Origin of the sequence: Rhizobium sp. Root1334, assembly GCF_001426665.1 — a bacterium.
Taxonomy (GTDB): Bacteria; Pseudomonadota; Alphaproteobacteria; order Rhizobiales; family Rhizobiaceae; genus Pararhizobium.
This window is the reverse complement of the sequence record NZ_LMEY01000002.1, coordinates 63,740-90,617: the sequence shown is the minus strand read 5'-3', so window position 1 is coordinate 90,617 and position 26,878 is coordinate 63,740. Positions and strand designations below refer to the sequence as shown.

General features: G+C 58.4%; 26 protein-coding genes and 2 pseudogenes. 19 read left to right on the top strand and 9 right to left on the bottom strand.

Features of this window, described 5'->3' with window-relative positions:
* Positions 1-380: 380 nt before the first annotated feature.
* A protein-coding gene (locus ASD36_RS29810; protein ID WP_112834711.1) for an IS5 family transposase occupies positions 381-1,144 on the top strand; the annotation gives its coding sequence in 2 pieces (ribosomal slippage) (positions 381-708 and positions 708-1,144; 765 coding nt in all).
* 426 nt (positions 1,145-1,570) lie between these two features.
* Here ASD36_RS29810 and ASD36_RS07925 read toward each other — a convergent pair.
* The gene (locus tag ASD36_RS07925; protein ID WP_060509920.1) at positions 1,571-2,287 is read right to left on the bottom strand and encodes a prolyl oligopeptidase family serine peptidase; all 717 of its coding nucleotides are present in this window, start codon (positions 2,285-2,287) and stop codon (positions 1,571-1,573) included.
* A 189-nt stretch (positions 2,288-2,476) separates the two neighbouring features.
* Between ASD36_RS07925 and ASD36_RS07920 the strand changes: the two genes are divergently transcribed.
* The gene (locus tag ASD36_RS07920; protein ID WP_060509721.1) at positions 2,477-2,983 is read left to right on the top strand and encodes a ferritin-like domain-containing protein; all 507 of its coding nucleotides are present in this window, start codon (positions 2,477-2,479) and stop codon (positions 2,981-2,983) included.
* A gap of 91 nt (positions 2,984-3,074) precedes the next feature.
* On the top strand, positions 3,075-5,192 hold the full coding sequence (catE, locus tag ASD36_RS07915; RefSeq protein WP_060509918.1) for a catalase C: 2,118 nt from the start codon (positions 3,075-3,077) through the stop codon (positions 5,190-5,192).
* A gap of 698 nt (positions 5,193-5,890) precedes the next feature.
* On the opposite strand, the gene ASD36_RS07910 is transcribed toward catE, so the two are convergent.
* A complete protein-coding gene (locus ASD36_RS07910) occupies positions 5,891-6,340 on the bottom strand; it encodes a PPC domain-containing DNA-binding protein (RefSeq protein WP_060509719.1) in 450 nt (149 codons plus the stop codon).
* Positions 6,341-6,462: 122 nt separating this feature from the next.
* Between ASD36_RS07910 and ASD36_RS07905 the strand changes: the two genes are divergently transcribed.
* From ASD36_RS07905 to ASD36_RS07890, 4 genes are read left to right on the top strand one after another with little or no spacing between them, the layout of a single operon-like run.
* Complete coding sequence (locus ASD36_RS07905) at positions 6,463-6,984, top strand: 2Fe-2S iron-sulfur cluster-binding protein (RefSeq protein ID WP_060509718.1); 522 nt, start codon at positions 6,463-6,465, stop codon at positions 6,982-6,984.
* Positions 6,981-7,997, top strand: a complete 1,017-nt coding sequence (locus tag ASD36_RS07900) for a xanthine dehydrogenase family protein subunit M (protein WP_060509713.1) — start codon at positions 6,981-6,983, stop codon at positions 7,995-7,997. Before ASD36_RS07905 ends, ASD36_RS07900 begins: the two co-directional genes overlap by 4 nt.
* Before the next feature lie 15 nt (positions 7,998-8,012).
* Positions 8,013-10,265, top strand: coding sequence for a xanthine dehydrogenase family protein molybdopterin-binding subunit (locus ASD36_RS07895; RefSeq protein ID WP_060509712.1), 2,253 nt, complete (start codon positions 8,013-8,015; stop codon positions 10,263-10,265).
* A complete protein-coding gene (locus ASD36_RS07890) occupies positions 10,262-11,365 on the top strand; it encodes a catalase family protein (RefSeq protein WP_060509710.1) in 1,104 nt (367 codons plus the stop codon). Before ASD36_RS07895 ends, ASD36_RS07890 begins: the two co-directional genes overlap by 4 nt.
* A 284-nt stretch (positions 11,366-11,649) precedes the next feature.
* On the opposite strand, the gene ASD36_RS30505 is transcribed toward ASD36_RS07890, so the two are convergent.
* The gene (locus ASD36_RS30505; protein WP_156393819.1) at positions 11,650-11,826 is read right to left on the bottom strand and encodes a hypothetical protein; all 177 of its coding nucleotides are present in this window, start codon (positions 11,824-11,826) and stop codon (positions 11,650-11,652) included.
* A gap of 42 nt (positions 11,827-11,868) precedes the next feature.
* Between ASD36_RS30505 and coxB the strand changes: the two genes are divergently transcribed.
* From coxB to ASD36_RS07850, 8 genes are all read left to right on the top strand, one after another.
* Positions 11,869-12,945 carry a cytochrome c oxidase subunit II gene (gene coxB, locus ASD36_RS07885; protein WP_082562703.1) on the top strand — a complete coding sequence of 359 codons (1,077 nt, stop codon included), beginning with the start codon at positions 11,869-11,871 and terminating at the stop codon, positions 12,943-12,945.
* The gene (gene ctaD / locus ASD36_RS07880; protein WP_060509706.1) at positions 12,942-15,452 is read left to right on the top strand and encodes a cytochrome c oxidase subunit I; all 2,511 of its coding nucleotides are present in this window, start codon (positions 12,942-12,944) and stop codon (positions 15,450-15,452) included. The genes coxB and ctaD overlap by 4 nt, the downstream gene beginning before the upstream one ends.
* Positions 15,452-15,832, top strand: a complete 381-nt coding sequence (locus ASD36_RS07875; RefSeq protein WP_060509704.1) for a hypothetical protein — start codon at positions 15,452-15,454, stop codon at positions 15,830-15,832. Before ctaD ends, ASD36_RS07875 begins: the two co-directional genes overlap by 1 nt.
* Positions 15,829-16,455: a cytochrome c oxidase assembly protein gene (locus tag ASD36_RS07870; protein ID WP_060509702.1), complete on the top strand. Its 627-nt coding sequence runs from the start codon at positions 15,829-15,831 to the stop codon at positions 16,453-16,455. Before ASD36_RS07875 ends, ASD36_RS07870 begins: the two co-directional genes overlap by 4 nt.
* On the top strand, positions 16,452-17,495 hold the full coding sequence (locus ASD36_RS07865) for a c-type cytochrome (RefSeq protein ID WP_060509700.1): 1,044 nt from the start codon (positions 16,452-16,454) through the stop codon (positions 17,493-17,495). The genes ASD36_RS07870 and ASD36_RS07865 overlap by 4 nt, the downstream gene beginning before the upstream one ends.
* A gap of 71 nt (positions 17,496-17,566) precedes the next feature.
* Positions 17,567-17,998: a DUF2231 domain-containing protein gene (locus tag ASD36_RS07860; RefSeq protein ID WP_082562713.1), complete on the top strand. Its 432-nt coding sequence runs from the start codon at positions 17,567-17,569 to the stop codon at positions 17,996-17,998.
* Positions 17,995-19,503, top strand: a complete 1,509-nt coding sequence (locus ASD36_RS07855; protein ID WP_060509698.1) for a sorbosone dehydrogenase family protein — start codon at positions 17,995-17,997, stop codon at positions 19,501-19,503. The genes ASD36_RS07860 and ASD36_RS07855 overlap by 4 nt, the downstream gene beginning before the upstream one ends.
* 239 nt (positions 19,504-19,742) lie before the next feature.
* Positions 19,743-20,429 carry a YetF domain-containing protein gene (locus ASD36_RS07850; RefSeq protein WP_060509696.1) on the top strand — a complete coding sequence of 229 codons (687 nt, stop codon included), beginning with the start codon at positions 19,743-19,745 and terminating at the stop codon, positions 20,427-20,429.
* Positions 20,430-20,503: 74 nt separating this feature from the next.
* Here ASD36_RS07850 and ASD36_RS31285 read toward each other — a convergent pair.
* The 3 genes and pseudogenes from ASD36_RS31285 to ASD36_RS07840 all read right to left on the bottom strand — a co-directional run.
* Positions 20,504-20,706, bottom strand: a pseudogene (locus ASD36_RS31285) (LysR family transcriptional regulator); the annotation flags it as partial.
* A gap of 36 nt (positions 20,707-20,742) precedes the next feature.
* On the bottom strand, positions 20,743-21,519 hold the full coding sequence (gene xth, locus ASD36_RS07845; protein ID WP_060509914.1) for an exodeoxyribonuclease III: 777 nt from the start codon (positions 21,517-21,519) through the stop codon (positions 20,743-20,745).
* Between the two features lie 107 nt (positions 21,520-21,626).
* The gene (locus ASD36_RS07840) at positions 21,627-22,604 is read right to left on the bottom strand and encodes a YihY/virulence factor BrkB family protein (RefSeq protein ID WP_060509693.1); all 978 of its coding nucleotides are present in this window, start codon (positions 22,602-22,604) and stop codon (positions 21,627-21,629) included.
* Between the two features lie 278 nt (positions 22,605-22,882).
* Between ASD36_RS07840 and ASD36_RS07835 the strand changes: the two genes are divergently transcribed.
* Both ASD36_RS07835 and ASD36_RS07830 read left to right on the top strand, forming a co-directional pair.
* Complete coding sequence (locus tag ASD36_RS07835) at positions 22,883-23,221, top strand: hypothetical protein (RefSeq protein ID WP_060509691.1); 339 nt, start codon at positions 22,883-22,885, stop codon at positions 23,219-23,221.
* Positions 23,222-23,326: 105 nt separating this feature from the next.
* Entirely contained in the window at positions 23,327-23,830 is a 504-nt protein-coding gene (locus ASD36_RS07830) for a hypothetical protein (protein WP_060509690.1), read from the top strand.
* A gap of 47 nt (positions 23,831-23,877) precedes the next feature.
* Here the strand turns inward: ASD36_RS07830 and ASD36_RS07825 are convergent, their stop codons facing one another.
* Both ASD36_RS07825 and ASD36_RS07820 read right to left on the bottom strand, forming a co-directional pair.
* Positions 23,878-24,384: an MgtC/SapB family protein gene (locus ASD36_RS07825; RefSeq protein WP_060509689.1), complete on the bottom strand. Its 507-nt coding sequence runs from the start codon at positions 24,382-24,384 to the stop codon at positions 23,878-23,880.
* 140 nt (positions 24,385-24,524) lie between these two features.
* Positions 24,525-24,971, bottom strand: a complete 447-nt coding sequence (locus ASD36_RS07820; RefSeq protein ID WP_060501685.1) for a PRC-barrel domain-containing protein — start codon at positions 24,969-24,971, stop codon at positions 24,525-24,527.
* 163 nt (positions 24,972-25,134) lie between these two features.
* Between ASD36_RS07820 and ASD36_RS30895 the strand changes: the two genes are divergently transcribed.
* Both ASD36_RS30895 and ASD36_RS07810 read left to right on the top strand, forming a co-directional pair.
* Entirely contained in the window at positions 25,135-25,401 is a 267-nt protein-coding gene (locus tag ASD36_RS30895; protein ID WP_060509688.1) for a DUF982 domain-containing protein, read from the top strand.
* Between the two features lie 57 nt (positions 25,402-25,458).
* Positions 25,459-25,665 carry a DUF982 domain-containing protein gene (locus tag ASD36_RS07810; RefSeq protein WP_162252441.1) on the top strand — a complete coding sequence of 69 codons (207 nt, stop codon included), beginning with the start codon at positions 25,459-25,461 and terminating at the stop codon, positions 25,663-25,665.
* Positions 25,666-26,001: 336 nt separating this feature from the next.
* Here the strand turns inward: ASD36_RS07810 and ASD36_RS31280 are convergent.
* Positions 26,002-26,690: pseudogene (locus tag ASD36_RS31280) on the bottom strand (3'-5' exonuclease); the annotation flags it as partial.
* Positions 26,691-26,878: the final 188 nt, after the last annotated feature.

Here is a 26,878-nt window from a genome sequence, read left to right as displayed (position 1 = left end):
TACGATAACGGCCTTGCCTGCCGCTTGATTGGCTTGCAACTCTTGGTTCTTTTACGAGTACTCGAACCAGCGACAGCGTGATGCGAACAAGCTCGTTGCGCCTTACGCCGACATTCCGTGGATCGCCTAACTGCCCCGGACCTTACAAACCTCAAAATTGCAACTGCACACACTTTTCATAGCCGCAAAGCTTGCCTAAAAGGCCGTGGAGCGCGTAGTCATATTTGAGATATCAGCAGCAAAAACTTTGTGACGTTCAGTTGGCAAGATAAGCAGCACCTTTGGCCGATCAGTCGAATCTTGCTACAGCGTAAACTCATAAAATTTCTTGGCATTTATCGGCCGCCGTGATTCAAGGCTTCGAAATAGGGAAGCATTTGATGACGCGTCGTCGCTACGAACTGACTGACCACGAATGGTCGATCATATCGCCGTTGTTGCCCAACAAGCCACGCGGTGTTGCCCGGGTCGATGATCGGCGGGTACTGAATGGCATCCTCTGGCGGTTTCGAACGGGCTCGCCTTGGGCGGAAGTTCCGGAACGCTATGGCCCGCCGACGACCTGTTACAACCGCTTCGTCCGCTGGCGCAAAGCCGGGGTATGGGATCGGCTTCTTGAAGCGGTGTCCAAGGCCTACGATGGCGACATCGTCATGATCGACTCGACCTGTGTCCGCGTTCACCAGCACGCGGCCACGGGAAAAAAAGGGATGGAGACGATGGTGGCATGGGACGTTCCCGCGGCGGGCTTACGAGCAAAATCCACGCGCTCGTCGATGCCGAAGGTCGCCCGGTCAATCTGCATCTGACCAGTGGACAGATCGCCGATTGTGCCGAAGCCGACGCGCTGACGGATGAGCTTGGCGAGGGGGACATCCTGCTGGCCGACAAGGGTTATGACACGAATGCCATTCGGGCTAAGGCCGCCGAGCGAAAGGCCTGGGCCAATATCCCGCCGAAGAGTAATCGCAAGGGCTCCTTCGTGTTCTCGCGCTGGGTCTACAGGCAACGCAATCTCGTGGAACGGTTCTTCAACAGGATCAAGCAGTTCCGGGGAATCGCAACCCGATATGACAAGCGCCCGGAAAACTACCTCGCCGCCGTAAGGCTCGTCGCAACAAGAATATGGTGCCAAAGTTTATGAGTCGACGCCGTAACATGGAGACAAACACGCTCTCTCTTTTCTCGCTTACTTTATAGCCGTTGGTCTGCGCCCCGGCCGGATATGTTCTTTGCCGCCTCTCAGGCTCAGTCGGACGGGGCTGGTGTAGGCTTCGTGCCACTATCGGCGTGATCGTTGGATATTGCATCCATTCGCTTCTGGTCGCTCTGGGGCGGGGGCAGGGAGAAATTATGTCCTATTCTTCTCGTACCGGGCTTCAACCTCGAGGCCGATCTCTGGAATGACGTCGTGCCGAGCTTGGCGGACTTTGGCCCGATTGTACATGCGGGCCTTTCGAGGGATGCCTCCATACATGACATGGCTCCACTCCTTCGAGGCTCGATGACCGCAACGCGGCGCCAACCTGACGCCTCGCCATTGCCTTTTACGGAGAAAAGATTCAGACATCTACTGTGGCGCGGCCTCAAGGCGCTGCTTCAGAAGCCAATCCCAAAGTTCCGGATCGTTCAGAGCAGCCCACTCGACGCCCGCGTGATCCGCGCCTTCCAGAACGCTCAAACGAGCATTCCGCTTCAGACCGACTAAGCGTTCGTAAAGCACTACTGAATCCGACAAGGGAATGACGTCATCGCTTGTGCCATGGAACGCCCAGAAGGACGCCTTCTCATTCGTCCTGCTCAGGTAGTGACGATTACCGCCGCCGGCGATCGGGACGAAAGCGGCAAACTTTTCGGGAAACTGTTCCGCCATCGCCCAAGTGCCGAAGCCGCCGCGGCTAAAGCCCACGACATAGACCCGTGTGCGATCGACACGATACTTCGACATGACCTCGTCGAGCGCAGCTTCCACTTTCTCGATCGGATACAGCAATTCTTCACTTGGGTTCTGGGGTGAAAACACCAGGAAGGGAAATTTCTTGCCATCTTCGATCAATTTCGGAATGCCGCTCGATCTCACCTTCTCGATATCTGTCCCGCCCTGATCGCCGCCGTGAAGCCACACAACAAGCGGATACGCCTTGTCGGACGACGCATAGTCGTCGGGCGTGTACATCAGATAATTGAGATCGTTCTTTATGCTGGTGGTCGATCTCACTGCCATCTGCTCGGCATGCGTCACTCCAGCACTGCAGAGTCCGCAGACGACGGCAAATACCAGCGCCATGATGTTCCGCGTCATTCGATCACCTCCTCCGTGATGTTCGGCGTATGGGCAGATCAAATGGAGCACAGGTCCTAAAACTCAAGCTTTGGCGGCCAATTGGAATCTCAAAAAATTTTGCACCGCTCGGGAACTTTCAACCCTTGTTCAGGTTGTCCGGTCACGAGCTCTCGAAAATGTGATGGAGATGTCATGGCTGCCGAAAAGACACTGAACGATCTGTTTCTCGATACCCTCAAGGACATATACTTCGCAGAAAAGCAGATATTGAAGGCTCTTCCGAAGATGGCACGTGCCGCCCAGTCGGAAGACGCCAAATCGGGTTTTCTTCACCATCGAGATGAAACCCAGGGCCAGATCGAACGTCTCGAACAGGTGTTCGAAATCCTTGGCAAGTCTGCCCGTGGCAAAACCTGCGAGGCGATCCAGGGAATCATCGCCGAAGGCGAAGAAATCATGGAGGAATACAAAGGCACCGCAGCACTCGATGCGGGCCTGATTTCGTCCGCCCAAGCCGTCGAACATTACGAGATCGCCCGCTACGGGACACTGAAATCGTGGGCAACACAGCTGGGACTAAAGGACGCCGTACCGCTTATTGATGCAAACTTGCAGGAAGAAATCGCGACCGATCAGAAACTCACCGCCATGGGTGAAGCGTCCGCCAATCCTAAAGGTGCACAGAAAAAGGCCAGCTGAATCACCATCACTGCATTTGGGCCGCCCTTCCTGGCGGCCTTTTGTTTTGAGCGTCAGTATGAAGCAGAACCTCAAAGATCAGGAGCTTACTATGGCGAAGAAAATCACGGCACAATCCCCTCCGTTGAAGCGGCCGGTTGCAACCATTCACGACCAGAAGCTTGGCCGCGGCGTAGGCGGTGAACTGCACCAGATAGCAGAGGGCGACGCGACGGTTTTGACGACGGCGCAAGGCGGGCCGGTTGCAGACGACCAGAACTCGCTGCGTGTCGGCCCGCGCGGCCCGCTGCTCGTCGATGATTTCCATTTCCGCGAAAAGATTTTCCATTTCGACCACGAGCGCATTCCCGAGCGCGTGGTTCATGCTCGCGGTTACGGGGCACACGGCTACTTTGAGACCTATGACTCCCTCGCCGCTTACACCAAAGCCGATCTTTTTCAGCGTGCGGGCGAAAAAACCCCGGCCTTTGTACGGTTTTCGACCGTTGCTGGCAACAAAGGTTCGGCCGACCTTGCGCGCGACGTACGCGGCTTTGCAGTCAAGCTCTACACGCAGGAGGGCAACTGGGATCTTGTCGGGAACAACATCCCGGTGTTCTTCATCCAGGATGCGATCAAGTTCCCTGATCTGATCCATGCCGCCAAGCAGGAGCCGGACCGCGCTTTTCCGCAGGCGCAGACGGCCCACGACACCTTCTGGGATTTCATCAGCCTGACGCCGGAAAGCATGAACATGGTCATGTGGATCATGTCGGATCGCACTATTCCCCGCTCCTTCCGCTTCATGGAAGGGTTTGGCGTACACACCTTCCGGTTTATCAACGCCAAGGACGAATCCACCTTCGTCAAGTTCCACTGGAAGCCGAAACTCGGCCTTCAGTCCGTCGCCTGGAACGAGGCGGTTAAAATCAATGGTGCCGATCCGGACTTCCATCGCCGCGATCTCTGGCAGGCAATCCAATCCGGAAACTTTCCCGAATGGGAGTTGCAGGTCCAACTTTTCGATCAGGCTTTCGCCGATAAGTTCGACTTCGACATCCTCGATCCGACCAAGATCATCCCGGAAGAAGTCCTGCCACCCGAACCGGTTGGCCGGCTCGTTCTCGATCGGATGCCCGACAATTTCTTCGCAGAGACGGAACAGGTCGCCTTCATGACCCACAATGTTCCGCCGGGTATCGATTTCAGCAACGATCCGTTGCTGCAGGGACGAAACTTCTCCTACCTCGATACGCAGTTGAAGCGGCTCGGCGGACCGAATTTCACTCACCTGCCGATCAATGCGCCGAAGTGTCCTTTCGCGCACTTCCAACAGGACGGCCATATGGCAATGCGCAACCCGGCCGGCCGCGCTAACTATCAACCGAACTCGTTCGGCGAAGGCCCACGCGAATCTCCGACACGGGGATATCGTCATTTTCCGGCCGACGAACAGGGAGCCAAGGCTCGCCTGCGACCTGAAAGCTTTGCTGATCATTACAGTCAGGCAAGGCAGTTCTACATCAGCCAGACGGTGCCTGAACAAGGCCACATTGCCGCAGCACTGACCTTCGAACTCAGCAAGGTGGAAACACCGGCTATCCGCGAGCGCATGGTATCGCATCTTTTGAACATCGATGAGACGATGGCAACGACTGTGGCGCAAAAGCTGGGCTTGCATTCGATGCCAAAGCCCGCGGATGCCGCCGTGCCGCCCCGGCAGGACCTGGAGCCTTCCCCGGCGCTTAGCATCGTCGAACGCGGGCCCAACCGCTTCGAAGGCCGCAAACTTGGCATTGTTGTTACCGACGGTGTCGATGCCAAACTGCTGAAAGGTCTGACCGCGGCCATCGTCAAAGAAAAGGCTGTGGTTGAACTGATCGCGCCGAGAGTCGGCGGCGTCACCGCGTCCGATGGAAGCCTGGTGGAAGCCAAGCATATGATCGATGGAGCGCCGTCCGTGCTGTTCGACGCCGTTGCTCTCCTGACTTCAGCTGAGGCAATTCAAGACCTGGTGAAGGAAGCAACTGCGCGTGATTTCGTTGCCGACGCCTTCCAGCATTGCAAATTCATCGGGTACGACCGGTCCGCGATGCCGCTCCTGGACAAGGCCGGGATTATTGATGCGCTCGACGAGGGGATCGTCGCTCTCCCCGGCGACAACGGGCTGGCCACCTTTGTTTCCCGACTTGGTGAATTGCGGGTTTGGGCGCGAGAACCGTCTGACTAAACCGGCAGGGCAACACCGCAGGTCGATTGCCGGGCAGCAGGAGGCGCAGCATACGGCGCTGCGCTGCCTGCTGCCGGTAAAAGCACGAGTTGTGGATTAACGAACAGTCCTTGGACCGGAAGCAGCCTGGAAATTCAGCAATCCGCAACCCAACAACCAGTGAGGCCATGCAACCTGTGAAATCGCCGGCATAGGATGGCCCATACGAAGGACGTGATGGATTGCAAAGATGCGTTAGAGCGTAAAGTCGAGCAACCGATCCAAGAGGCATTCCGCGCGGGCTGGGCAAAGGCGGAAATTGCAAACGCCCTGGTTGCGATTTCCAGGGCAAGGCGTTGCTGTCAGGGGCCGAACCAAACACCCAAACCTCGTAATCCTCTGGCACCCATTTCGCCCTCCTATACCGCGTAGATCCGTCGTGATTTCGCATCGATTGCGACGCGATCGAAGTCCCCGCCCCGGCGGCAGAGAAGATCATAGCTCATTCATCCCTGGCGGCTGCTCTAACGCTTTTATCCGGGCGCTCGACAGCCAAAAACCATGCGCGGCGATGCGAGGACTTTGGTCCCCTGGCTTCTCCATAGCGGAGCCTGATCGGATCAATGCACCGGTCGGGCTGGTCGAAAATGCACGGGATGCACAGACCCTGGGGCTTTCCGTCATTTTAGAGTTCGCGGCTTGAGCGCTGAGATAATACCCTAGGTTTCTGCCGACAGATCGATCAGTGCAATACCCAGACTTTCGTCTTTCCTGCGGCGAAGATTGGCGGCTGTTTCCCGCACGATCACCTCCAATGTCGGCCGCACACTGCCGCTGATAAAGTGGCCGCCACGCGTACTGCCATCGGATAGCCCAAGAACCACGTGCAAGTGCAAACTGGCCTTGCCGGCGTCGTCAACCGCGATGTCGCCGATCATGCTCAAGACTTCGGATTGCTCAACGACCGGAATTTCACGGTACGTCTTGGCGTCAAACTCGAAAAAGGCGACAGTCGCCTCACGAAACGCGCCGATCGCCGTCACGGAGGCAGCCGAAATTTCGTTCTTTTCCGCAAAGGCCACAATGCTGGTGAGCGCTTCATCGCCCTCGTCCAGTACGAGAATGTATGTCCTCTCGCCACCGGCGGAGGTCAGAATTTTCTCTTTCACGATGCTTCCTTTCTTCGATTGAAAGAAGTGAAAGAGCTGGGAGGTGCCAAGTGTTCCCTCCCGTCAGGAACAATGTGCATCTGCTGCCGTTACGCTTCCTTCACATGTGAAAGGAATTGTCCATGGCAGATGCGCGCTCCCCCGATCTTCCGGTCTGCAATATCTCGCTTTCGATTAACGGCGAGAGACAGAAATTTACCCTCCACCCGTGGACAACGCTGCTCGATCTTCTGCGTGGTCCCCTTGAGCTCAGCGGCACAAAAAAGGGTTGCGATCATGGACAGTGTGGCGCCTGCACGGTTCTTGTCGATGGCGAGCGCATCAATTCCTGCCTGAAGCTCGCCGTATCTCTGGATGGCGCCGGCATCATCACTATCGAAGGCCTCGGTTCGCCAAACGGGCTGCATCCGATGCAGGAAGCCTTTGTCGAACATGACGCCTATCAGTGCGGTTATTGCACCCCCGGGCAGATCTGTTCCGCCGTGGCCCTGGTCAAAGAAGGCCACGCCCGGTCCCGTGCTGAGATCCGCGAACTGATGAGCGGCAATCTGTGCCGCTGCGGCGCCTATACCAATATCGCCGATGCCATCGAGGAGGTCATGGACACGCAAAGAATCCGGCCCGTCAAGGAGGCTGCGGAATGAGACCCTTTTCTTTCAACCGCGCTGAAACCGTAAAGGAAGCCATTGCGGCGCTTGCACAAAACCCGGATGCAAAACTACTTGCCGGCGGCACCAATCTGATCGATCTGATGAAATACGAGGTCACGCATCCGGGCATGATCATCGATATCAACCGCCTGCCCTTGAAGGAGATTACCGATCTTCCCGATGGGGCCTTGCGCATCGGAGCCCTCGCCAGCAACTCGGCTGTCGCGTACGACGAGCGCGTGAAAGCTCGCTTTCCGCTACTGTCCAGCGCCATCCTTGCCGGCGCGTCGCCGCAGCTTCGAAATGCGGCCACGACAGGTGGAAACCTGCTCCAGCGTACCCGCTGCTACTATTTCTACGACACTGCTGCGCCTTGCAACAAACGCGCTCCCGGGTCGGGCTGTTCTGCAATTGGCGGTGTGAACCGCATCCACGCCATTCTCGGGGCTAACCCGGCTTGCATTGCTGTTCATCCTTCAGACATGTGTGTTGCGCTCGCTGCACTCGACACGGTGGTTGAGGTCGAAGGGCCGCAGGGCGCGCGAGAAATCGCCTTTCTTGATTTTCACCGGCTTGCAGGCGATGAGCCGCAACGGGACAACACCTTGCAGACCGGCGAAATCATTACTGGCCTGCGACTGCCCCCCAATCCTTTCGGCCAGAACCACACCTATCTGAAGATACGCGACCGCCTGTCCTATGCCTTCGCGCTCGTTTCCGTTGCCGCAGCCATCGAAATCGACAAGGGCCGCATCATCGATCTTCGTGTTGCGCTTGGCGGCGTAGCCCACAAGCCTTGGCGGGACACGCTTGCGGAGCGCGAATTCGCCGATCGAGCGATAGGCGAATCCACGTTCCGGGAAATCGCCGAGCGGCTACTGATCGGCGCCAAGGGCCAAGGGCAGAATGATTTCAAGATATCGCTCGCCCGCAACGCGATCATCCGGGCGCTGCGCCAAGCTGCGGCGGGAACGCCGCAGGACCAGACCGTAAAAGCAATACAATAACCGGGAGCCCAGACCATGCTCAATCCATCCAAAGTGGTCGGCGTGCCGACAGCCCGCATCGACGGCCCGTTGAAAGTCAGCGGCTGCGCGCCCTATGCTGCCGAGCACTATGAGCCATTTATGCTCTTCGGGTATGTCCTGCCGGCGACCATCGCCACGGGACGAATTCTTGCGATCGATGCGACCGATGCCGAACGTTTTGGAGGCGTGATCAAGGTCTACACCCACGAAAACAGGCCTGATACGGCATGGCGCGACAGCAAATGGAAAGATGAAGTGGCCCTCCCCGGCCATCCTTTGCGCCCCTTGGAAAGCGACCGCATCCTCTTCGACGGTCAGCCGGTTGCCTTTGTGGTCGCCGAAACCTTCGAGGCGGCGCGCGATGCCGCGGCCCTTATCAAGATCCATTACGCGGCCGCTCGTCCGCACACGGATTTGCGCAACGAGCTCTCCAACCGTTATGCGCCCCCGGTTCCGCGCATGAAGCAGCTCGTACCGCCGCCGCCGCGCGGGGACGCCGAAAAGGCATTTAAGGAAGCGCCGCATCGCATCTCGTCCGATTACGAGATGAGTGGCGAATATCACAACCCGATGGAGCTTTTCGCCACAACGGTTCTGTGGAAAAAGGACGGCGAACTGACGATCCACGACAAGACCCAAGGGTCGCAGAATTCGCACGAATATATCTGTCAGGTCTTTGGTCTCGATCCGGATAAAGTGGTCGTCAAGAATGCCTTCGTCGGTGGCGCCTTCGGGCAAGCCCTCCGGCCAAAGCACCAGCTCTTTTTCGCGGTTATGGCCAGTCTCGATTTGAAGCGATCGATCAAGGCCGAGATGAGCCGTCGCGAGATGTTCTATCTGACCTGGCGCCCATCAAGCTTTCAGACCGTCTCTCTTGCAGCCGATGAGGAAGGGCGTCTGACGGCCGTCATGCACGACGCGGTCCATGCAACGTCGCGCTACGAGGATTATCAGGAGAACGTCGCCAACTGGTCGGCGCTCGCTTACAAATGCGACAACGTCAAGATCAGCTATGAGATAGCCAAGCTCGATGTGTCAACGCCAGGAGATATGCGCGCACCTGGTGCAGCAACTGGGGTAACGGCGCTGGAAACAGCAATGGACGAGCTGGCCTACGTCTGCGGCATCGACCCGCTTGAGCTTCGTGTCAAAAACTTCGCTCACCGAGACCAGATGCAGGACAAGGAATTTACCTCGAAGGCTCTGCACGCCTGTTTCCGCGAGGGGGCAGCCCGCTTCGGCTGGTCGAGACGTTCCCTCGAGCCGCGATCCATGCGTGAAGGACATGAGTTGATCGGCTGGGGCATGGCAAGCGGCATATGGGAGGCCACGATGTCGCCGGCCGAAGCCAACGTCCGGCTTTCCGGCGATGGCAAGGTGACGGTATCGGCGGCGGCCTCAGATATTGGCACGGGGACTTATACGATCCTCGCCCAACTGAGCGCCGATGCGTTCGATATTCCGCTGCGCGATGTGACAGTCCGGATTGCCGAATCCACCCTCCCGAAAACGGGAGTGCAGGGCGGCTCCTGGACAGCAGCCTCGACAGGTTCGGCGGTACAGGCAGCCTCCAAAGCGGTGATTGCCACGTTGCTGAAACATGCGCAGAAACTCGAAACCTCTCCACTCGCGAAAGCCAAGGTAGAACAGGTTGAAATCGCCGATGGCCGGCTGGTGCTGGAGGCGAACCATCAGATCGGCATGCCCGTTTCAGAGATCATGGAACGCGCGGGCCTTTCCGGTATCGAGGAACATGCCAAGGTGGGTCCCGATATGATGACCATGCGCAAGTTTGCTGCCTACACCCATTCGGCGGTCTTCGTGGAAGTCCGGGTCGACGTTGAGCTGGGCGTGGTGCGGGTGACCCGGGTGGTCAGCGCCATTGCCGCCGGGCGCATCCTCAATCCGAAGACGGCTCGCAGCCAGATCCTGGGTGGCGTCGTCATGGGCATCGGCTCTGCGCTACATGAGGAAGGCATGGTCGATCACCGCACCGGCCGCATCATGAACCACAATATCGCCGAGTATCATGTTCCAGCCCACGCCGATATCGAGGATATTGACGTGATCTTCGTGGATGAGGACGACGACAAGGCAAGCCCGATCGGCGTCAAGGGTCTTGGTGAGATTGGCATTGTCGGCGTCGCGGCCGCCGTTTCCAACGCCATCTTCCACGCGACGGGCAAGCGCATCCGCAGCTTTCCGATTACGCTGGACAAAATTCTTACAGAACGGACAGACCAATGATCAGCAAAATGCCCGTCACACCTCTTCCCTTTTCGCCTGATGTCGAGGCTCTTCAGCCGGACGAACCTGAAACAGCGCGTGAACTGGCGACGACCATGTTGTCAATTTCGGAAAAGACCTATGCCGACAGCGGTCATGCCATGCGCTCGGTCCATGCCAAGAGCCACGGACTGATCGAAGCAAAAGTTGAAATCCTCAACGACCTGGCGCCGGAGCTGGCGCAGGGCGTGTTTGCAAAGCCCGGTACACATGCGGCCATCATCCGTCTTTCAACGACACCCGGCGACCTCCTGCATGACAGCGTTTCGACGCCGCGTGGCATGGCGCTGAAGATCATGAATGTCGATGGCGAGCGGCTGGCCGGTTCTGAAGTCTCTACAAGCCAGGATTTCGTGATGGTGAACGGCAAGGAGTTCAATTCCCCGAGTGGAAAGGCCTTCCTGAAAAATCTCAAGTTGCTCGCCGCCACGACCGACCGCCTGGAAGGCACGAAGGAAGTTCTTGCCAGCATCCTGAAGGCGGTCGAAGGCACACTTGAAACGCTTGGCACCGAAAGCGCCTTGCTCAAGGCGCTTGGCGGCAATCCCGAGACGCATATTCTCGGCGATAGCTTCTTTACCCAACTACCGCTGCGCCACGGCCGCTACATCGCCAAATACGCTATCGTTCCTGCCTCGGACAATCTCAAGGCCCTGGCTGACCGCAGAGTTGATACGTCGCAAGACGCAGATGTCATACGGCACGGCGTCCAGGCGTTTTTTGAAAGCGAAACAGCCGTGTGGCATCAGCGGGCGCAACTCTGCACTGACCTCGACAACATGCCGATCGAAGGTGTGGATGCCTGGGATGAGGCGAAGAGCCCATTCGTCACCGTCGCTCGCATCGTTGCAGGGCCGCAGCCCGCGTGGAATGAGCAACGTGCGGGAGCTGTCGATGATGGCATGCGCTTCAGCCCCTGGAACGGCGTTGCAGCGCACCAACCTCTGGGCTCAATCATGCGGCTCAGAAAGCTGGCCTACGAGAGATCTGCAGCATTTCGCTCTCAACGCAACGTCACTCCGGTGACGGAGCCGGTGAGCTGCCCGTTTGGACACGGTTGACCAGCGTCAGAATCGACGACGCGCCACGCCGGCCCAAGCTGAACTGCAAAATCAGCTCCTCACGCGTCTCTGCTCGTGATCGACGTGGCCGCGGCAACGATTTTCTGCGGTGCACCGACAACGCATTTTCTTCATCCGGCTGACGCGGGGCTCTTTATCGTGGGTGAGCCGAAAGCTCCTTCGATCGGCCTCAACACATGAGCAGTCGAGGATGTGTTCCTGATCTGGGCGGCGCGCACGCAAGTACCTTGGGCCGAGGAGATGCTTCTGGTTTGCGCTGGCAGTCAGAGGCTGCCGCTTCCTTCGAAGTAACCCGGGTACTGAACCTCCTGAGGATCAGGCTTGTTCGGCTCGGGTTTTTGCCGCTTGCCCTCCTCTGGCTCGACTGCGTCTGCCGGTTTTGTATCGGACTTCGCTCCCATTTCGGCCAGCAAGGACCTTGCATAGTCTTCGATTGACATGATTTGCTCCTTCCTTTGGGAGGCGAACGATCATGGATCGCAATGGTTCCCGGCGAGCTGGGTTTTGTAAGGCACCTTGCCCTCGGCTTGCGCCGCTCCATATCGGAAAGCTTAGAAGGTCGAACACAAGGGGAGGCTCCGACAATCCTGCGATATCTCCTCCCCTTCACCGCACTCATTCTGGTAGGCTGCGGCGGACAACAATCCGCCCTCGATCCCTCCGGAGAGGAGTCGGAAGCGGTCTATCGCCTCTTTATCGTCATGGTTATCGGCGGCGTTGCAATCTGGCTCGGCGTCTCGGCTCTCTACATTTACGCGGCGCGGCATCGACAAACATCGTGGCCGCCGGCACAGGCCAGCGCCCTCATCGGTTGGGGCGGCGTCGCCTTTCCAGTCGTCGTGCTTCTCGCCCTGCTCGGCTACGCGGTCTGGTTGATGCCGGTCGTTCGTCCATGGAATTCGCTCGCGGGTACGGATGGGGCAATCGAGGTGACTGGCGAGCAGTTCTGGTGGCGCATCCGATATCCTGGCGTCAACGGCAATCCAGCGTTCGAGACCGCCAACGAAATCCGGCTACCCGTCGGGCAGCCGGCGACGTTTTCACTCGATGCGACAGACGTCATTCATTCCTTCTGGATCCCCGCACTCGGCGGCAAGATGGACATGATCCCCGGCAGAACCAATTTCCTGACACTGACACCGAAACGCACCGGCATCTACCGCGCGCCCTGCGCCGAGTTCTGCGGTACGTCCCACGCCTACATGGCCTTTTCCGTCGTTGTCATGGAACAGGAGGACTTCGAAGTCTGGCGCCGCCGCCAGATTTCCGGCCACGAAAGATCCGCCGATCAAGGCTGGGAACTGATGCTACGGCACGGCTGTCTCGGCTGTCATTCTCTGCGCGGCGAGAAAATCGGCGGAGCAACCGCGCCTGACCTAACCCTGATCGGCGCTCGCCACTCGATCGGCGCCGGCACGCTTGCCAATACGGCGGAGAATATCGCCCGCTTCATCCGCTCGCCTGTCTCGGTCAAGCCCGGCGCAAAAATGCCGGCCTTCGACATGCTGCCTCAGCGCGAGATCGACGACATGGCCCGCTATCTCGGGGGGCTCAAATGACGAACGCGGCATCCTCGGAAAGAACAGCCGACGTGCAGGAGGAGGACCTGCGCCGCGTCTGGGCCAATCCCACAGGATGGCGTTACTGGACTTCTGTCAACAACACCCAGATCGGCCTGTGGTATGGATCGGCCGCTTTCATCTTCATGCTTTTTGCGGGCGTACTTGCTCTTCTGGTCCGACTGCAACTCGCCGTGCCCGACAACGACTTCCTGTCCGCGGACATGTTCAATCAGGCCTTCACCCTGCACGGCACCGTCATGATGTTCCTGTTTGCCGTGCCGATCTTCGAGGCTGTGGCGATCTTCCTTTTGCCCTCCATGCTGGGGGCACGCGAATTGCCCTTCCCCAGGCTCTCCGCCTTCGGTTTCTGGAGTTTCGCGCTTGGGGGAGTCTTCGTCTGCGGATCGATCTTTTTCAATGCGGCCCCCAATTCCGGCTGGTTCATGTATCCACCGCTTGCGACCGACAAGGAATATTCCGGCATCGGCGCCGATATCTGGCTGCTCGGCCTCTCCTTCATCGAGGTCGCCTCGATCGCTGCAGCAGTCGAAATCATCGTCGGTATTATGAAGTGCCGTGCGCCCGGCATGCGCATCAACATGATGCCATTGTTTGCCTGGTATCTGCTGATCGTCGGGGGCATGATCCTTTTTGCGTTTCCGCCGCTGATCGCCGGCGACATCCTGTTCGAAATGGAGAGGATGTTCGACTGGCCGTTCTTCGATGCGAAGCGCGGCGGTGATCCCCTGCTGTGGCAACATCTTTTCTGGATCTTTGGCCACCCGGAGGTCTACATCATCTTCTTACCCGCCATCGCCCTCATGGCGATGATCGTTCCGACCTTCGCCCAGCGTCCGATCATCGGCTATTCCTGGATCGTTCTTGCGGCGGTTGGCACCGGTTTCCTAAGCTTTGGTCTCTGGGTGCATCACATGTTCACCACTGGCCTGCCGCAGATCTCGCTCGCCTTTTTCTCGGCTGCGTCTGAAGCGGTCGCCATTCCCACGGGCGTGCAAATCTTCGTTTTCATCGCCACCATGCTGGCTGGCCGGGTAATCTTTTCCTTGCCGATGCTGTTCGGTGCAGGTGGACTTGCGATCTTCGTCATCGGTGGGCTGACCGGCGTGATGGTGGCGCTCGCGCCATTCGACTGGCAGGCGCATGACACATACTTCGTCGTCGCGCACCTGCACTACGTTCTCATTGGCGGTATGCTTTTTCCAGTCTTGGCGGGCATCTATTATTATTATCCCCTGATCAACGCGCGCAAACTTTCCGACAGACTGGGCAAAATTGCCTTTTGGCTCATGTTCATCGGCTTCAACGTCGCCTTCTTTCCAATGCACCTGACCGGCCTGCGCGGCATGCCGCGCCGGGTCTTCACTTATCCCGCCGAGGTCGGCTGGGACCTATTGAACCTGATCTCCACCGTCGGCGCCTTCATCTTTGCCACCGGTGTCGCCCTCGTCGTCATCGACATCTTGCGCCCCAAGCACCGCGAACCGAAGGGGAAGATGAACCCGTGGAATGCCGGAACGCTGGAATGGATCAGCGAGCCGGAGGAAAACTGGGGCGTCCGCTCCATCCCGATTATCAAGAGCCGCTACCCGCTCTGGGACCAGCCGGGACTGATCGACGACATCAACAAGGGCCGCTTCTATCTTCCGGACACGCAGGATGGCCGGCGCGAAACGCTTGTGACATCCGTGCTCGATGCCGACCCGGTGCAATGCCTGCGCGTTGGCGGCACATCCTACCTCACGATAATCTCGGCGCTCTCGCTTGGAGGCGTCTTCATCGCGCTCACGTTTCATTGGTGGCTGCTGACAGTGCTGTGTGGAATCGTGACACTTGGCGCAATCTTGATATGGCTGTGGACGGGAACAAGCGAAATCCCCAAACGGAACGAGAGAGATATAGGGCTCGGTGTCACCTTGCCGCTTTATGTTTCCGGCCCGGCCTCCGTCGGCTGGTGGGCGATGTTCATCACCATGGCCGGGGATGGCACGGCCTTTGCCAGCCTGATGTTCGGCTATTTCTTCTACTGGACGATCCATCCGGATTTCACCGCAGGTCTGCCCGGCCCGGGTGCGGGCTGGCCGATCGTGGCGGTCGCGCTCTTCGCCCTTGCCTGGCTCGCCATGCTGCTTGCCCGTCATGCCAATGCGAACGATCGGGTGTGGATGGCGCGACTATCGCTTCTCGGTTCTGTCCCTATCACGCTTGCGGCCTGTCTCGCCGGGCTGGCCGGGCCCTACCTGCATGACATGCAGCCGACTGTCCATGTCTATCCCGCAATCGTCTGGGTCATTTCCCTGTGGACCGTTCTGCACGGCCTCGTCGCCATCATCATGCAACTTTACTGCCTGGCCGGGAGCTTTGCCGGGCGGCTGACGGCGAGCTACGATGCCGATCTGCGCAATGTCATGCTCTACTGGCACTTCCTCATGATCACGGCAATGATATCCTTTGGGGTGCTCGGCCTGTTTCCGGAGGTGCGGTGATGCGCCTGATCCCCAGGGAAGTAGAAACGCTGTGGACGCTGTTTACCGGGCCGGTCGTCTGGGCGCTGCATTTCCTTGCCTGTTATGCAGCAGCGGCAATTTATTGCGCGAAGGCATCAGAGGCTCCTTTCTCCTTTGACGCGCTTCGCCTGAGCCTGTTTGCCATAACCGTCGTGGCACTGGTCGCCATTCTCGCCGCAGCCTGGCTTTCGTGGCGGCAATGGGGCTTTGGCAGTGGTGATCCGCCCCATGACGCGCCCACACGCCACGACCGATTGCTGTTTCAGGGTTTTGCAACGCTGTTGCTCTCCGGCCTCAGTTTCATTGCGGTCATCTTCGTTTCGGTTCCGCTGCTGTTCATCGAGGTTTGCGCCCGATGAAAACAGCGCCTCTCACAGCAGGCATAACCGCCCTGTTGCTCGCCCTTGTGCTTCTTACACTGAGCTGGAGCAGCGGCTCGCTGGTCGCCCACATGATCGTGCACATGACGACCGTTACCATAGCAGCGCCATTCCTGGCCGTGGCGATCAGCGCCACCCGGTTTGATCCGACCCCACATCTCGGTCGTTCCGGACCGATCCTCGCTTCGCTAATCGAGCTGGTGGTGGTCTGGGTTTGGCATGTGCCAGCCATGAGAAAACTGGCAGAAACCCGCGCTGATGCCATGATCGCGGAGCAGGCTAGTTTCCTCCTCGCCGGTATTCTGCTCTGGGCGGCGTGTTTCCGGCCGCAAGCTGAGGGGCCTCGGCGGCTCGCGGGCATTGTCGGCCTGCTGTTCACCTCGATCCATATGACATTGCTTGGCGTCCTTTTGACACTTGCGCCTCGCCCCCTCTATGGCGCAGGCGATGTCATTTGTCTGGGGATCACGCTCAGCCGGGAAGCCGATCAGCAACTCGGCGGCGTGATCATGCTGATGGTCGGCGCCGCCGCCTATCTGATCGGAGCCGTCATTCTGCTTGCCGATATTCTGAAGCCCACATCCTCGGAGCACTGCCGATGATTTTGGATTGGAAGCGGATCATCGCCGCAATTCTGGCACTGGCCGCAGCCGGCATGCTCTTCGCATGGTCCGGCCTTCTCGATATTCGCGCCAGCACCGGGCATTGGCGGGTCACGGACTGGTTCCTGCACTGGGTCATGCGATCATCGGTACGCACTGCCTCGCTTGGAACGGAGCCTCCCGCCTTCACGCCGGCCATGTTGCCGCTTGCCGCCGGTCATTACGAGATCGGCTGCGCCGGCTGTCACGGCTCCCCCGCCATGCCGCGCCCGGCCGCGGCTGCAAACATGCTACCACCGCCACCAGACCTGAAAGATGTCGCCGGAAGCTGGAGCGATGCAGAGCTATTCGAGATTGTCCGGCATGGCGTACGCTATACCGGCATGCCCGCCTGGCCGGCAGTGGGGCGGGAAGATGAGGTCTGGGCGATGGTGGCCTTCGTGCGGGCCTACCCACAGATGAACACTACTACCTATCGCCGCCTTGCCGCCTTCTCCGCCACCCAGTCTCGAGACTTTGCACATCTCATGAAAACCTGTGAGGGCTGTCATTCATCCGAACGGCTAGACCAGACCAGTCTTATCCCGCAGCTTACCGGTCAATCTGAAACCTATCTTCGCGACAGCCTCAAGGCATTTGTCTCACGAAAACGGCCAAGTGGGGTCATGCAGGCCGCGCTGTCGCAGACATCGGATGAGGACCGTGGAAACCTGGCTGCCTATTTTGCCCGCCAAACCACGCCGGAACGGTCCGGACCATTTTCCGGGACAATCGATCGCGGCAGAACGCTTGCGGAAGTAGGAGATAAGGCTCGGGGTATTGCCGCCTGTGCCGCCTGTCACGACAGAGCCGACATCAATCCCGCCTACCCCCGTCTTGCCGGGCAGCCCGCAGCCTATCTCGAAAACCAGCTCCGCCTCTTTAAAGCTGGAATCCGTGGCGGCGGCCCCTTCGCTGACGTCATGACACAGGCGGTGGCGGGCCTGAGTGGCGAGGATATCCGGGCGCTCGCAGCCTATTACGGCGCCAGCCGGAATTAACGCATCCCCTTGGAACAAATCGGCTTCTCAACCGTATGGCTGGATCGGTTCCGATTGCGCGGGGGATATCCATGCAACGCTCGCAGACATACTCCAGAGGCTATCCGCTTCAGCGATTGTTCGTTCCTATCCCCTTGGTCAGTTTCGCGCTGGCACTCGCGACCGATATCCTGTTCTGGCAAACGGTTAATCTCATGTGGCAGAACTTTTCCGCGTGGCTGCTGTTTGCGGGGCTGATCGGTGGGGCGATTGCGATCATCGCGGGCCTCATCGATCTCCTGCGTCCCTCGACCCGCCTGCTGCGGCCGCGCTTACCGGAGATCCTCGGTTTTCTGGTTATTCTCGCGCTGGCCGTTCTCAACGGTCTCGTCCATGCCGGCGACGGTTGGACGGCCGTCGTGCCGAACGGTCTGGCGCTCTCGGCCGCAACGTTTCTCATCATCTTGCTGACGCTTGTCTTCGCGGCCCGATCGGAACGCGCTTTGAACTGGAGAATGCCATGACCCACCTTTCGCTCCGTTCATCGATCCTTCTCCTAGCCGCTTCGACAATGGCACTTTCTGCCTGCAACCAGGCTCCCGAGGCGTTCGATACCGCCCAGCAAATCGGTGCCGATCCCGTTCTTCCCGAGCCGTCTTCCGAGCTTTTACCGGATATGAAAGTGGCCGAGGTCATCGGCTGGAGGCAAGACGAGACGCCAACGGTACCAGCCGGTCTGAAAATTACAGCCTATGCGAAGGATTTCGCCAATCCGCGGACGGTTCACACTTTGCCGAACGGCGACGTGCTAATCGTTCAATCTCGCGCGCCGCAGGGTGAAATTCAATCACGGCCTAAGGATTTCCTCCGCGGCTGGATCATGGCGATGGCCCATGGCGGAGGCGGTGAACAGAAGGAAAGCAACATTGTCACGCTGCTGCGCGATACCGATCGGGATGGTGCGGTCGATGAACGCTATGATCTGCTGAAAGCGCTCAACTCACCCTTCGGTCTCGCCTGGATCGATGACACGCTCTACATTGCAGCGAGCGACGCAATTCTTGCCTATCCTTACAAGCTTGGCGAAACCGCCATCACCGCCGCGCCGAAGGTGCTTGCCCCGCTTCCGGGCGGCCCGATCAACCATCACTGGACCAAGGATCTTGCCTTGAGCCCGGACGGCCGATTTCTCTACGCGTCGGTCGGTTCGAACTCCAATATCGTCGAGAACGGCCTGGAGGCGGAAAAAGGCCGCGCCGCGATCTGGCAGGTGGATCGCCAGACGGGTGCTGCCCGCGTCTTTGCCTCAGGCCTGCGCAATCCGAACGGGCTTGCGTTCAACCCCGAAAGCCGGCAGCTTTGGGCGGTCATCAACGAGCGTGACGAGCTCGGGCCTAATCTCGTCCCTGACTATGCGACTTCGGTCAAGGAGGGCGGCTTTTATGGCTGGCCGTGGAGCTATTACGGAAATCATGTCGATGCCCGCGTTCACCCGCCGCGGCCCGACATGGTTGAGAAGGCAACCAAGCCAGACTATGCGCTCTCAAGCCATGTGGCGGCGCTGGGCCTCACCTTCTCCCTGAACTCCGCCCTGCCCGCGCCTTACGCCAACGGTGCTTTTGTCGGCGAACATGGCAGCTGGAACCGTCACGCCTTCAACGGCTACAGGGTCACTTTCATTCCCTTCGAAAACGGAAAACCGGCCGGCAAGACGCAAGATGTCGTCACCGGTTTCATCAACGGTGATCAGGCCAGAGGCCGTCCCGTCGGCCTGGGTATAGACGGCACTGGCGCTTTGCTTATCGCAGACGATGCCGGCAACACCGTCTGGCGGGTTACAGCTGCAGATGGCGCGGTGACGCCTCAACCCGTCGGGACCGATCAAATGCCCGGCGCTGGCACGATGATACAAGGCCCCGCAAACGGAGATACCACTTCGTCTTCGACACCATCAGATGACGGGCGACAGGCTGCACCTTTGCCGCAACCGGCTCAAACAGAAATCGCGCCCGCTGCAGAGCCGAATTAGCTGCGTATCGGAAGATCGAACGCGCGTGGCTGTGACTTCCCGGTCGGCGTTCCAGACGTCGTCTCAGGATAGGAGGGCGAACCGTGCCATTCCCATTAGGCAACAGCAGAGATCTAAACCCCCAAATACGCTACTGTGATCGCACAGTACCCGATCCTGCGACCTCACGCACATAACTAACGGAGCAGAAGGAACACATATAGACTTTGAACGTTTCGCCTCCACCATTGGGGGAAGACATGGAAGAAGCGATTCAGGCGTTTGATTGGAACCGGATGCTGGTGGGCGACGCTCCGCTCGAGTTCTTATTTGAAATCGCATTCCGAACCATCATTATCTACGTTTACTGCCTTGCCCTTCTGCGCTGGCTGGGCAGTCGAACGATCGGTCAACTTTCAACAATTGAATTCCTGCTGGTTATCGCATTGGGATCGGCCGTGGGCGACTCGATGTTTTACCCGGACGTCCCGCTTCTTCACGCATTGCTTGTCATCACGATGGTGGTCTTGGCGAATAAAGCGCTGGATCTGTTCATCGCGAAGAGCGCGCGGGCCGAGACTGTGATCGATGGCGTGCCAGAGGAGGCCATCCGTGATGGTGTGGTTTGCAAGGCGTTTATCGCGAGCACGACGTTTAGTCAAAGCGAGCTTTTCCAGCAGCTACGTAGGCAGGGCGTAGAAAACCTCGGTGAGGTCGCCCGCGCCTATGTCGAAACCAATGGCGGTTTAAGCATATTCTTGGCAAAGAATCCCAAACCGGGATTACCCATCGTTCCGCCTTGGGAAATTGATCCGCCGAAATTGGTTAAACGGGGCACGACCCTTGAAGGGTCTGTTGGGTGTAAGCAGTGTGGAATGGTGACGGAGGTTCCCACCGATTGTTGCTTCCATTGTGGCTACGACGTCTGGGTTGAGATCAACAAGTAAACGTTAGGGACAGCAGGAGATTGGCAGTCGTCCTCGATAGCAATCCGGGGATGGAAAGGCTCCGCCGCACCATTCTTCAACGGCCTGACCAGCGAGCGGGAAATCTCGATGATACCATCTCGCGATGCGGTTGGATCCTCCATCTTCCACGCGACCCTCTTGCCGATCCTGAAATCCACTCCCCTCACCTTTAGAAGCTCTAAGTTTCGGTTGGGAAAATCCTTCGTCCATTGCGGGCAAAGCCGATGCCAAGACCGGCCGATATGCATGCGCAAATCCTGGGCCATATCTGTCTGCACTTTTGCGGACGATCCTAACCGTCTTCGAGGTCGATCCAGGCGGGCGCATGGTCGCTCGTGTGCGCCCAGCCGCGAACATGTTTGTCGATGCCTGCAGCACTCAGTCTTTTCGCCACATCGGGGCTGATAAGAAAATGATCGAGCCGAAGACCGGCATTGCGCCCATAGGCGTTACGGAAATAGTCCCAGAACGTGTAGATCCGCTCTGAAGGATGAAGGTGGCGCAACGCATCAGTCCAGCCCATTGCACCGAGTTTGTGAAAGGCTTGGCGCACCTCGACCCTGAAGAGCGCGTCGTCTCGCCAGCGCTCCGGCTTATAGACGTCCAGGTCCGTCGGGATGATGTTATAATCCCCTGCAAGGATGACAGGTACATCCAGTGCGAACAGTTCGCCGGCATAACGGCTAAACCGGTCAAGCCAGCCAAGCTTGTAGTCGAACTTCGGGCCTGGCGCCGGATTGCCGTTCGGCGCATAGATGCACCCGATCACCATACCGCTTATCGCCGCTTCAATGTAGCGGCTTTGCTTGTCATCGGCGCCGCCGGGAAGTCCCTGCCGGGTCAAAAGCGGCTCCCTGTCCTTGCAAAGGATGGCGACGCCATTCCATGATTTTTGCCCCTGCCAGACCGCTCCATACCCGGCTCTTTCAAGCTCTTTTGCGGGGAATTTTTCATCGGGCGCTTTCAGCTCCTGCAGACAAGCGACATCCGGTGCCGCCTCCTCAAGCCAGCGCAGGAGGACGTCGAGACGGCCGTTGACGCCGTTCACATTGTACGTGGCGATCTTCAACATGGCCCCGATGTCTTGGGATGAATGATCCTGACTGAAAACCCGCAACGGTCCGCAATGTTCCCGCCGCGCCGTTGCTCCAAGAACCAAAACAGTAGCCGGCGCCATCAATCCACAGAAGCGCCGACCGTATCGGCGACGTATGCACCCCGGCTTCCCATCGGCATTGGGGGTCCAGTCGTCGTATCGCGGGCGGTCTGGTGCTCGAGTTCCGCATTCAATTCGGCCCCGACGATGACGATGATTACGGAAATCCACGTCCAGATCATGAAGCCTATCAGCGCGCCGAGCGCGCCATAGGTTGCGTCATAGTTGGCGAATGTCGTCAGATAATAGGAAAAGAGGATCGAAGCCAGCAGCCAGAGGAGCGTGCTGAACACGGCTCCCCACGTTAGCCAACGGGCCTTTGCAGGCTCGCGGCTTGGCCCGAAATGATAGACCAATGCAACGGCACCTGCGATGACGGCAAGGACGACCGGCCAGCGAAGAACGCTGATCAGAGTTTCCTGCCAGCGATCGAGCCAGACATACGAAAGTGCGGCGGGAACACCACCCAGCGCCGCGATAAAGAAAGCGGCGAGCACCAGGCCGATCCCCGTAAAGGCAAGCGAGATCAGGTTGAGGCGGACGATACCGCGCTTTTCTACTTCGCCGTAGGCGATGTTCACCGCGTCGAACAATGCCTTGATTGCACTGTTGGCGCTCCAGATGGCGATCGCCAGGCCGCCAAGGAAACTTACGCTCAAGGTGGACGTCTTGGCCTGAACGAGAATGTTGAGCTGTGTGAGGATGATGTCGAAGGCCCCGGGAGGCAGGATGTCCGCAACGAAGGTGATATGCTTGGCCATCGTGCCGGGATCGGCGATGAAGCCATAAAGCGATACCAGGGCGCCAAGTGCGGGGAACAGAGACAGCAAGATGTAAAACGTCACACCGGCCGCAATAAGGGTTACACGGTCTTCCAAGACTTCAGTGGATACGCGCCAGAAAACATCCCGAAGTCCCCTCACCGGAATTTCATTGGGGGTTTCGGCATCGCGGCCACGGCCAGGTTCGTTCTTTTCGACGTCCGACACTGATGGCATTATCCCGGTTTACTCCATGCTCTGTCCTGTTCCCTTGTTCCAGATAGCGCGGCTCGCAATGATGGCTATCTGTTGGGAGCGGGTAATTTCTGAAAATCTCCCCGCCCTTGGCCATAGGATGTTGGCGACCTTAGCGGGCCCCTGGGAACAAACGTCGGCATGGGACCTGCCCAGATTGTTCTGTTGCCCGTATCGACGAGGGAACAGTGTGGCGCCGGATGCGTTTGGTGTCGCGGACCTGCCCCGCCGATATTCTTTTGGCAGCGAAGGGAAACCCAATGGCATTCAAGCGATACCTGATGGCAGCGATGTCGTCTCTTTTGTTGGCCGGTCCAGCGCCGGCTCAGACCGTCGAAGATCCGGCAGTGACCGCTTGCAGGTCGACCGGTCTTGTCGCCCTGCAAGCACAGTCATCAGAGATTACCGGCCTGGTTTTCGACGCCGAAAGTCATGCGATCAGCGCAGCTGACACCAAGGTTGAGGACGTTGCTGTCAAAACGGTCATTCTGGGGGAAGCCTATATCGAGCGGAACGGCGCTGCCGGAAAGGCCGATCGGTTCGTCTGCCTCGTCGGGGAAAAGGGAAAAGTGCTTCTGACGTTCTTCACCACCAAATAGCTTGTCCGGTGACGTCCCCCACGAACGCGCGGGAACCGGGCGGCTGGCGGCGCGTTGTGGGCAAGAGCTGTTTGGAGATGGTTTCCAAGGCCCGGAGGCGACCACATGAAACTTTCCGCAATCAGTGCCTTTGGGCTGACGCTATTCCTCACTTTCACGCCGGCTTTGGCCGATGAAGCACAATTCTTGAAGTCGATCAGTGGGAACTGGTCCGGCAGTGGCTCGGTGACGACCGCAATCGGCTCACGGCCGCTCAACGTCAAATGCACGTTCGACAGCAGGGCGCGTGGCACGTCTCTTTCCATGTCGGGTCAGTGCCGTGGATTGGTGGTGGTCAGGCGGGCCGTCTCCGCCGACATCAAGGCCAGCGGCACGAGATACAGTGGCACCTATGTCGGACCGTCGGGCCGGCCATCCCAATTGACGGGCTCGCGCACCGGCAACGCAATCAACTTCACCGTGCGTTGGAGCCGGGTGATCAATGGCGACCGAACGGCGCAGATGACCATCGAAAAGATCGGCGCCAGGGGCCTAAGATTGAAAACGATCGACAAGGACCCAAAGACCGGCCGCCCGGTCATAACAAGCGATATCCGGCTGTCGCGGTAGGTCTATCTGGAGAGCAAACGCCACAAACGCCCGAACACAGGAAACGATCAGACGGGATCGGAATTCCTTGTTTTGGTGGCATCGCCAGGACTTGATGCAGGTTTGTCAGCCGCGTCGTCCGATGGTTTGAAACTCGCCGTCATCCGCAACGTCAGGAAAGTCATGATCGACAGGACGAGCGCGATATCGTAGGCGCCCAATCCAACAGCGGTTCCAATTGCGCCCGTAGCCCAAAGACTGGCGGCCGTCGCGGTTCCCCGGACACTTTTGCTTACCACCAGGATCGCACCACCGCCGATGAAGCCCATTCCGGTGATCAATCCTTCGACGATACGGGCGGTCGCTTCTGGATTGCCTGCCGTCAGGGTTTCCGTCGCCTGGATAAAGCCGCAGCTGGCGATCGCAACGAGAGGGAAGGTACGCAAACCGGCGCTCCGTTCACTCTTTTCGCGATCCCATCCGATCGGCAGCGCGAGGAGATAGGCAGTAACGAGCGCACCGAGATGCGGCAGCGCGTCGAAGGACTGGCCGATGGCAGAAATCTGGTCGATCATTGGCTATTCCATCGATGGATGCACTGTCCCGTTTGCACATGGAACGGGACTGCCAGACGGGAGCGGTTCGCTGCACGGAAAACGAGGCCAGAAAACCAGGCTGGGGCGAGCTCGAAGCCCGCCCCAGCCTGCCCGGACCGTTACTTCTTCAATTTCGAATAATCGAGCTTGGGGGCATTCGAGAGATCGTCCTTCGTGGTGTCGACAAAGGCTTTCCAGGTTCCCTCGACTTCGGCAAGGGCAACGGATGCCGGATCGAGGACCACATAGCTCTCGCCGATGCTGAGGAAGCCACCGACACTGGCAACGATACCAATGACCGACTTTCCGTCGCCGATAACGACATCGGAGATCTCACCAATCGTCTCATTCTGCTTGTTGTAGATGTCGATGCCGATCAAACGCGAGGTCATCAGGTCGGTATCCTGAATGTTCACGTACTTGAGCGGAATGGTGGCGGCAGTGCCCATCGTTATGCCAGGGCCGGTGAGCGCGGCGTCAGCTCCGGATGCTGCGGCAGTCTGCGCGACAGCGGCGCCTGCGAGAAGAGAAAAAACAAGGCCGGCAGCGATCGGACGAAGATTCATAAAAAAGCTCCTGAAAGTGAGTTGGACCGGCAGCAGGGGAACCAACTATCCGGCGGCTTTAAACACACAGCAGACCGATTGGTTCCCAGTTATCTCGACGCAGAGCGACGGAACAAACATTAGCATTTTGAGTTATTCGAGCAGCTCTGGGAGGAGCATCAAAATGATTATCGAAACAGAAATGAACTGCAGCAACATCAGCTGGGCGGAGCCCGTGCGGGTCCGTATCGGACACGGCATCTCCGTCGACATAGGCGGTCCGCAATCGGCTTTGAACACCATGACGCAACGGTGGCCGAAGGAACGCGGCGAACACTTCGAGCGCGCACGAAAGCTCTGCATGGCAGCACTTGGTAGGCGGGTCTCCGCCGCGGCCATTCGCGACGACTTCATTGCGGCATGCGTGGAAGCCGACATCCTCGTTACATAGCCAATGACAGAGATCATTCGCATCAATCTTCGAACAAGATGGGAGTATTCCGTCCGCGTGATCGCAGCCGATGGGCGGATAGACACCATCGTTGGTCCTGGAGATGCGCTGGCTTTCCTCGTGACGCGCTGGAGAGGCCTTAAAGGGCCGTCCTACAAGATAGCCCGCAAATCCTGCCAGGACGCCCTGCGCGGGCATGTCGGAACGGCACTATCCCGTGCGCATTTCATCACGGCTTGCCTCGATGCGGACATCCTCGAATGAGGCACAGCGGTTTCCCGCTGACGGACGCGGCAGCGTGGCTTCGATCACGCATTGTTATACAAGCGAACAATTCGGCCAACAATGTGCATTGAAAGACCCCTAAAAATCTGTTGGTATATAAGCGCTGACGAAAATGCATTATCTAATGCAGTTTATATTTGAGGCGCGCATAATTTAACCGTGTTTGCGCCGCCATCTGGAAACGGATGGCGGCTTTTTTCGAGAAATTCGCTCTCAGATTTTTCATTTTTGATGAGACACGTCCGTTGACAGGCAGGCGAAGACCGCGCGCTTGGCACCAAGCGGTTTTCGCAAAAGCCTATCAAAATCGTTCCGCTATGCTCGGAAATGGTCAAAAGCCGTCAGGCGCTTGATTGGCGGGGCAGCGTCCGGATATCGACAGATCGCTGCGAAGAAAACGAAGCTCATCTTCAAGCGCGTTCTCCCCTACTTCAGTCCACAGCACTTCGAGGGCCCGTCGCTCCCATCTGACCAGCGATAACCTCTGGCTTTCAGAGCATCCTTCATGTCGAACGGGCTGTTTTCTGCAAGAACCCGGACGCGCGATGTCTGACTTTCCTGGTAGAGCTCGGCAAAAGCCGTGGCCGCGCACCCGCTCGTCTTGGCCGCCAAAACCCCGAGCAGCGCGAAACAGTCGTCGATGGCACGATGCCGTCATGGAAATACCCCCCATGGCCGATCAGGCAACCGAGTTTCGTGCTTTCGTAGCCACGGGATTTCCAGTCTATGTCGGAGTTTGGGCAGGCCTAGGCCGCCCGGCAAATCCATCAGCGAATGCCTCGCAAAAGGGCCGGTCGAAGCTAGTATTGTGGGCGATGATCAAGTCAGCCTGGTCGATCAAGCCTCGCAACGGCGTTATGTCGATGACCGCCTTCGACCATCTGGTTGCTGATACCGGTAAGCCGGGTAATTTCTGCCGGGATGAGACGAGAGGCCTAGCGAAGGCCGCCATGGATGCCAATCACGTCACCAATTGTGCCGTAATCGACGAAAGTGAAGGCGACGTCGGTTTGAGATCGCGATCCGGTCCCGCCGGGATATCATCCGGTTCATTCGAAAACATGTCGATCTGTGTTGCCATGGTTCCTGTCTACTGCGGCATCGCTTGTACTCAATAGCCCCTACTACCACATGCACGCGTTGATCGTCCGGCTCCGCCAGAAATATGCGGGAGGTCACTGCGCGCCATCCA

Excerpts from the sequence above, each read along its gene's own strand:
- ASD36_RS07835 (WP_060509691.1), top strand. The coding sequence starts at position 22,883 with ATGGCATTCAAGCGATACCTGATGGCAGCGATGTCGTCTCTTTTGTTG.
- catE (WP_060509918.1), top strand. The coding sequence starts at position 3,075 with ATGGCGAAGAAAATCACGGCACAATCCCCTCCGTTGAAGCGGCCGGTT.
- ASD36_RS07900 (WP_060509713.1), top strand. The coding sequence starts at position 6,981 with ATGAGACCCTTTTCTTTCAACCGCGCTGAAACCGTAAAGGAAGCCATT.
- ASD36_RS07890 (WP_060509710.1), top strand. The coding sequence starts at position 10,262 with ATGATCAGCAAAATGCCCGTCACACCTCTTCCCTTTTCGCCTGATGTC.
- ASD36_RS07920 (WP_060509721.1), top strand. The coding sequence starts at position 2,477 with ATGGCTGCCGAAAAGACACTGAACGATCTGTTTCTCGATACCCTCAAG.
- ctaD (WP_060509706.1), top strand. The coding sequence starts at position 12,942 with ATGACGAACGCGGCATCCTCGGAAAGAACAGCCGACGTGCAGGAGGAG.
- ASD36_RS07865 (WP_060509700.1), top strand. The coding sequence starts at position 16,452 with ATGATTTTGGATTGGAAGCGGATCATCGCCGCAATTCTGGCACTGGCC.
- ASD36_RS07860 (WP_082562713.1), top strand. The coding sequence starts at position 17,567 with ATGCAACGCTCGCAGACATACTCCAGAGGCTATCCGCTTCAGCGATTG.
- ASD36_RS07850 (WP_060509696.1), top strand. The coding sequence starts at position 19,743 with ATGGAAGAAGCGATTCAGGCGTTTGATTGGAACCGGATGCTGGTGGGC.
- ASD36_RS07840 (WP_060509693.1), bottom strand. The coding sequence starts at position 22,604 with ATGCCATCAGTGTCGGACGTCGAAAAGAACGAACCTGGCCGTGGCCGC.
- ASD36_RS07905 (WP_060509718.1), top strand. The coding sequence starts at position 6,463 with ATGGCAGATGCGCGCTCCCCCGATCTTCCGGTCTGCAATATCTCGCTT.
- ASD36_RS07825 (WP_060509689.1), bottom strand. The coding sequence starts at position 24,384 with ATGATCGACCAGATTTCTGCCATCGGCCAGTCCTTCGACGCGCTGCCG.
- ASD36_RS07875 (WP_060509704.1), top strand. The coding sequence starts at position 15,452 with ATGCGCCTGATCCCCAGGGAAGTAGAAACGCTGTGGACGCTGTTTACC.
- coxB (WP_082562703.1), top strand. The coding sequence starts at position 11,869 with ATGGTTCCCGGCGAGCTGGGTTTTGTAAGGCACCTTGCCCTCGGCTTG.
- ASD36_RS07830 (WP_060509690.1), top strand. The coding sequence starts at position 23,327 with ATGAAACTTTCCGCAATCAGTGCCTTTGGGCTGACGCTATTCCTCACT.
- ASD36_RS07870 (WP_060509702.1), top strand. The coding sequence starts at position 15,829 with ATGAAAACAGCGCCTCTCACAGCAGGCATAACCGCCCTGTTGCTCGCC.
- ASD36_RS07820 (WP_060501685.1), bottom strand. The coding sequence starts at position 24,971 with ATGAATCTTCGTCCGATCGCTGCCGGCCTTGTTTTTTCTCTTCTCGCA.
- ASD36_RS07925 (WP_060509920.1), bottom strand. The coding sequence starts at position 2,287 with ATGGCGCTGGTATTTGCCGTCGTCTGCGGACTCTGCAGTGCTGGAGTG.
- ASD36_RS07855 (WP_060509698.1), top strand. The coding sequence starts at position 17,995 with ATGACCCACCTTTCGCTCCGTTCATCGATCCTTCTCCTAGCCGCTTCG.
- ASD36_RS30895 (WP_060509688.1), top strand. The coding sequence starts at position 25,135 with ATGATTATCGAAACAGAAATGAACTGCAGCAACATCAGCTGGGCGGAG.
- ASD36_RS30505 (WP_156393819.1), bottom strand. The coding sequence starts at position 11,826 with ATGTCAATCGAAGACTATGCAAGGTCCTTGCTGGCCGAAATGGGAGCG.
- ASD36_RS07895 (WP_060509712.1), top strand. The coding sequence starts at position 8,013 with ATGCTCAATCCATCCAAAGTGGTCGGCGTGCCGACAGCCCGCATCGAC.